The following is a 5,487-nucleotide window of genomic DNA, read 5'->3' on the forward strand; positions in this document are numbered from 1 at the left end:
CTTTGCATAAAGAAAAAGAAGGCTGCCCATTGCTTTCGGAAGATGTGGAGATACTTACCGATCTTTTCCTGGGGCTGGGCCGGAGCGATACCCGGGGGCAGCAGCAGATCCTGGAGCCGGCACTTTATCGCCTGGAGCAGCAGATCTGCAAAGCGCAGGAACTGGAGTATAAAATGGGAAAAATGTACCGAAGCCTGGGGCTGGCAGCCGGTGTAGTGGCCGCGATCCTGGTGCTTTAGAAAAGGGGAAACTTATGGATATCGACATTATTTTTAAGATAGCGGGCATCGGTATAGCCATCGCGGTGCTCAACCAGGTACTTGTCAAGGCGGGGCGGGAAGAACAGGCAATGCTGACCACGCTGGCCGGGGTGATCGTTGTGCTGATGCTGGTGATCCAGATGATCGGAGAATTTTTCGATGCGGTCAGAACTTTCCTCGAGTTTTAGGAGAACGCTATGGAAATCCTGAAAATTGCAGGGCTGGCGCTTACGGGCGTCTTGCTGGCGTCACTGATGAAATCAGTGCATAAGGAGTTTTCGATTTACATAATACTAGCCACTGTAATCGTTGTTTTTCTGATGATCCTCGACAAGCTGACGGAAGTTTTTGTGTTTCTGCAAAGCATCTACGACAGCGTGCCTTACGGCAAGACCTTTTTTCCGGTGATCTTCAAAGTGCTGGCAGTGGCGTATATCGCAGATCTGACAGCGCAGCTCTGCAGGGATGCCGGGGAAAGCGCCGTAGGCGGTAAAGTGGAACTGGCAGGGAAAGTGATCATATTCTACCTGGCGCTGCCGATTTTGTCGGCGATACTGGAACTGATCGGGACTCTTTTGCAGTAGCAGGTTGAAAATCACGAAAGGAGGGTGGCATGGACTACGAAACCGTGTTGGAAGAACAACTTGAAGCCACGGAGCTTTCAGAGCTTGAAGACTCCCTTGCGGATGCAGCGCAGCAAAGCGGTGTGCTGGAAGAACTTTCCGTGGAGGATCTGGTGCACCGCCTGCTCAATGGACAGCAGATCCTGGACTCTGATCAGATCCTGGAAAACCTGAAAAATCTATTTCTGCTGGAAGTCCGTTCTTCTCTGATGCTTGGGTGTGAGATCCTGGCAGTATGCATCCTGATCGGTATGCTCACCAGTTTCTCGGATTCTTTCGGCAAACGGACGGTATCGTCCCTGGGAACGGTGATCTGCAGCTGTGTCATAATCGCCCTCTGTATGGGAAACTTCTATCAGAGCTATGAATACTGTCAGGACGCGCTGGGGACCATGGCTCATTCCATGGAGATCCTGCTGCCTGTTATGATACCGCTTCTTGTTGCCATGGGCGGGATCTCATCCGGAAGTATCCTGGATCCGGCTGTTGCGGGGGCGGTCACAGGGTTTTCCGCCTTGATGGAGCATATCGTACTGCCCCTCGTGTTCCTGTCAGCAGTATTCACCATGATCAACAGTATCACTGAAAAGGATTACGTAAAGAAGCTGGCGGGATTCCTGCGAAAGGGCACGATTTTTCTGACCGGTCTTGCCGTGACGGTATTTACCGGGATCGCAGCGATCCAGGGCATGGTGACCAAAGCGGCCGACGGGATCCTCATCAACACGACAAAATATTCTCTGGACAACTTCGTGCCCATCGTCGGAGGCTTTGCAGCAGATTCGCTTGACATGGTCATAAGCTGTGTAGGGCTGATCAAAAACGCCATCGGTGTCGCCGGGATCCTTCTGATTTTAGCATTGCTGGTGATCCCTGTCCTGAAGATCCTGGCGGTGGCGGTGATCTATAAAATAACGGCGATCGCAGCAGAGCCTGTGGCCAGTAAAAACATTTCTGACTCTCTGAACGAGCTGGGAACGGCAGCTATTACCATGACGGTGGTCCTCGCCATCGGCGCCCTGATGTTTCTCATTTTTATCGCCATCATCATGGGGATGGGAGGTGGCGGACGATGGAACTGATGAAAGACTGGGTCCGCAGTCTGTTTCTGATCCTGCTGGCCATCACATTTATCGAGATGCTTTTGCCGGAATCCTCTATGGGAAAGTACCTGCATTTTATATTTTCCCTGGTGATCATGGCAACGATCCTGTATCCGGTGATCCGGCTGACAGGCGGCGTTTGATGCAAAGCATCTGCCGGAGACTGCACAGATGCCGGGAAAATCAGGCTCGCCGGGTTTCAGGGAAGCTGCAGCATACTCTTTGCAGAAATCCCGGGGCATATACCGGCTGCCTGCACAATATACTGAACAAGGAGGCGAAACTTTTGCTGGAAAAATGGAAGAACGATCCCGAAAAACGGGATAAACTCATGAAAGCCGCCGCGGTGCTCATCATCCTGGCGGTGATATTCCTGTCCTTTGACGTGTTCACGCAGAATCGCGACGGCAGGAAGCAGATCATCGACTCCGATGGAGGCACCGAAACGGAACTTTGCAGCATTTTATCCGATATCGATGGTGTGGGGGCTGTGGATGTGATGCTGCAGTACGGAGAAAAAGATCAGGTGGCAGGTGTCATCGTGACGGCGGAAGGTGCAGGAAACCCGGTGGTGAAAAACGACTTGATCAAGGCGGTCATGGCGCTTTTCGACATATCGTCGGCCAATGTGGAGGTTTTCGAAAAAACCAGCGCTTCGGACATGGAAAAGGACAAGGAGGAAAAAAGCAATGGGCAGTAAAAAGAAATATCGCGATCTTCTGGGGAGAAACAAGAAATTCGTAGCGGGGCTTGCGGCCCTCATGATGTGCTGCGGAGCGTTTCTGGCCAGCGGCAGACTGCTGCCGGACAAGACAGTAAACGGCGACATTCCGCTTCACGACGGCGATGTGCTTGTAGACAGCCTGAACGTGGATGATGAGAACGATGCATCGAATAAGAAAAGCAGCAAAAACAAAGAAGCGAAACTGGTGGCCTCAGATGATGTGGCACAGCTGGAAAACAAAGATTCCTATTTCCAGGAACTGCGGGCGAATCTGGATATGGATCGCAACAAGATCATTTCCATGCTGACCGATGCGGAAGATTCTGCGTCCACAAAGAAGGAAAAACAGGAGGCTGCCGCCCAGAAAATGCGGCTTTTGGATTATATGGAAAAGGAAAAGACCGTAGAGACCCTCATCAAAAACAAAGGCCTTCCGGAATCTTTCGTAGTGATCAGTGACAGTGGCGTCAACGTAACTGTGAATACAGAGGATCTGGATCAGCAGACCGTCACTAAAATCTGCGAGATCGTTATGCGCCAGACCGGCGTCAAAGCCAGCGAGATCGTTGTGCAGGACGTTTCCAAATAAGTTTGTATTTACATGCGGGATTTGGTATAATAACGTGTGAGGTGATTGTAATGAACGCAGCCGGACGACAAAGTAACGGTATCATAAAAATTTCAGATGAAGTCATCGCGGTGTGCGCTGCGAACGCGACACTTAAGACGAAGGGAGTTGCCGATCTTGCGGGAGGCATTTCCAACGCCCTTTCCAAGAATTTTCTGGGCAAGGAGCTGACCTGGAAGGGGATCAAAGTCAGTCAGAGCGAAGACGGAGTGGAACTGGACGTTCATATCATCGTTAAATACCATGCGAAAATACCGGCAGTTGCCTGGGATATCCAGGAGAACGTCAAGAACGAAGTTCAGGAGATGACGGAACTCAAGGTGACGGCGGTGAACATACATGTAGAAGGTGTGGAAATACCAGCGGAGGAAACAGAAACAAATGACGAGAAATGAAATACGAGAAGTACTGATGCAGATGATGTATGAAATGGATGCTGCGAAAACCCTGGATCTGGAGACGGCCAGAAAGCTGGCAGGGGAAAAGCTGCCCGGAAAAAATCTTAAAAGAAGCCTTCAGATCCTGAGCGGGATCATCGAGCATCTGGACGAGATCGATGGATCCATCAATGCACACAGTCGATCCTGGAAGACCAGCAGGATGCCGAAGGTGGATCTTGCAATCATGCGCCTTGCTCTGGGTGAGATCAAATACGGAGACGACGTGCCGGAAGCGGTCGCCATCAGTGAGGCGATCAAACTGGCGAAAAAATACAGCACCGAGCAATCGTCACGGTTTATCCATGGCGTGCTGGGAGCCATCGTGAACGCACCGGAAGCTGCAGGATCCGCAGCAGACGCAGATGCCGGCTCCGCAGCGCAGGAGCAGTAGCTATGGGATATGTCCTGGGGATAGATACCAGCAATTATAAAACGTCGATCGCGGTCATCGATCACAAGAAGCATATCATCTGCGATCTGCGCAGGTTTCTGACCGTAAAACAGGGCGAGCGGGGGCTGCGGCAATCTGACGCCCTTTTTCAGCATATACAGAATCTGCCGGAACTGATGGAAGAGATGCGCCGGATGTTCGACGGCAGGATCGATGCCGTTGCGTGCTCGTTTCGGCCGCGCCCGGAAGCAGGATCCTATATGCCGGTGTTCCTAGCAGGAAGCGGATTTGCAAAGGCGGCCGCCGCTGCGATGAACGTTCCGGTAGTCGGTTTTTCTCATCAGGAAGGACATATGGAGGCGATTCGGGCCTACAGTCCTTTCCAGACGGAAGATCGGTTTCTGGCATGTCATTTTTCCGGAGGAACGTGTGAGGTACTCGACGTATCCGAGACGGATCTGCGGAAAGACGGAATGCCGAAGCAGTATTTTGAAGGAAGTTCGGGAGCGGACGATAACGGCGCTTCTGCAAAAAAAGCGAAAAAGCCGCGTCCGGCAGATCCCGCTGAGCGGGTCGCCTACACCATGCACATCACCGGAGGCACGAAGGATATTTCTTTTGGACAAGTCCTGGATCGCACCGGCGTAGCTCTCGGCATGGAATTTCCGGCAGGCGGACAGCTGGATCTGATGGCACAGAAATTTTGTGAAGCCGAGCAGGCGGAAGATCCAGGAGAGATTTTTAAAGGAGCAAGCAGGGACATGCTCCAGGCTGCAAAGGAAGCCTGCAGATTGACGCCTGTCAAAGTGAAGGACGGCTGGCTCAATCTTTCGGGACTGGATACCCAGGCCCGGAGCAGGATCGACCGGCTGGGGCTGGAGCAGAAACAGCTGCAGACCTATGCGCTGGCGGCGGACTTGTTCGCTAAGACCGGCAAAGCGGCTTCGGATATGATCATACAGTGCTCGGAGCACAGCGGACAAGCATCCGTGCTTCTTGCCGGAGGGGTGGCATCGAGTCAGTTTCTCCGCAGCTATATGAGAAAAGAATTAAACGGCAGAGGGATCACAGCAGTTTTTGGAGACGAAATGCTCTCTCAGGACAACGCTGTAGGAATCGCTTTGCTTGGAGGGAAATATTTATGGGGTTAAAACCTGTTACAGTATCTCAGCTCAACAGCTACATCAAACGGATCCTGCAGACAGATCCCATACTGGGAAACGTTTCCGTGAGAGGAGAAGTCTCTAACTTGAAATTCCATGGATCGGGTCATGTGTACTTTTCGCTGAAAGACGAAAAAAGCCGGATCAACTGCTTT

General features: G+C 51.8%; 11 protein-coding genes. All 11 read left to right on the forward strand.

The features are described from left to right. On the forward strand, positions 1–239 hold a 239-nt coding region (locus tag H8876_RS00275), incomplete at its 5' end, for a hypothetical protein (RefSeq protein WP_465250716.1). Positions 240–253: 14 nt separating this feature from the next. Next, positions 254–448, forward strand: a complete 195-nt coding sequence (gene spoIIIAC / locus H8876_RS00280) for a stage III sporulation protein AC (protein ID WP_177264245.1) — start codon at positions 254–256, stop codon at positions 446–448. Between the two features lie 9 nt (positions 449–457). Continuing rightward, the gene (gene spoIIIAD / locus H8876_RS00285; protein ID WP_177264244.1) at positions 458–844 is read left to right on the forward strand and encodes a stage III sporulation protein AD; all 387 of its coding nucleotides are present in this window, start codon (positions 458–460) and stop codon (positions 842–844) included. A gap of 29 nt (positions 845–873) precedes the next feature. Further along, on the forward strand, positions 874–1,965 hold the full coding sequence (spoIIIAE, locus tag H8876_RS00290) for a stage III sporulation protein AE (protein ID WP_249286073.1): 1,092 nt from the start codon (positions 874–876) through the stop codon (positions 1,963–1,965). Beyond that, on the forward strand, positions 1,956–2,129 hold the full coding sequence (locus H8876_RS00295) for a stage III sporulation protein AF (RefSeq protein WP_249286074.1): 174 nt from the start codon (positions 1,956–1,958) through the stop codon (positions 2,127–2,129). The genes spoIIIAE and H8876_RS00295 overlap by 10 nt, the downstream gene beginning before the upstream one ends. Positions 2,130–2,272: 143 nt before the next feature. Beyond that, positions 2,273–2,686, forward strand: coding sequence for a hypothetical protein (locus H8876_RS00300; protein ID WP_177264241.1), 414 nt, complete (start codon positions 2,273–2,275; stop codon positions 2,684–2,686). Beyond that, positions 2,676–3,299, forward strand: coding sequence for a SpoIIIAH-like family protein (locus H8876_RS00305; RefSeq protein WP_177264240.1), 624 nt, complete (start codon positions 2,676–2,678; stop codon positions 3,297–3,299). Before H8876_RS00300 ends, H8876_RS00305 begins: the two co-directional genes overlap by 11 nt. Positions 3,300–3,349: 50 nt before the next feature. After that, positions 3,350–3,733, forward strand: coding sequence for an Asp23/Gls24 family envelope stress response protein (locus tag H8876_RS00310; RefSeq protein ID WP_177264239.1), 384 nt, complete (start codon positions 3,350–3,352; stop codon positions 3,731–3,733). After that, a complete protein-coding gene (nusB, locus tag H8876_RS00315; RefSeq protein WP_249286075.1) occupies positions 3,720–4,169 on the forward strand; it encodes a transcription antitermination factor NusB in 450 nt (149 codons plus the stop codon). Before H8876_RS00310 ends, nusB begins: the two co-directional genes overlap by 14 nt. Positions 4,170–4,171: 2 nt before the next feature. Continuing rightward, complete coding sequence (locus H8876_RS00320; RefSeq protein WP_249286076.1) at positions 4,172–5,320, forward strand: tRNA (adenosine(37)-N6)-threonylcarbamoyltransferase complex transferase subunit TsaD; 1,149 nt, start codon at positions 4,172–4,174, stop codon at positions 5,318–5,320. After that, the coding region (locus H8876_RS00325; protein ID WP_249286077.1) for an exodeoxyribonuclease VII large subunit at positions 5,311–5,487 on the forward strand (177 nt) is incomplete at its 3' end. The genes H8876_RS00320 and H8876_RS00325, both read left to right, overlap by 10 nt.

It is taken from the genome of Lentihominibacter faecis (assembly GCF_014306095.1).
In the GTDB taxonomy this organism is placed as follows: Bacteria; Bacillota; Clostridia; order Peptostreptococcales; family Anaerovoracaceae; genus Lentihominibacter; species Lentihominibacter faecis.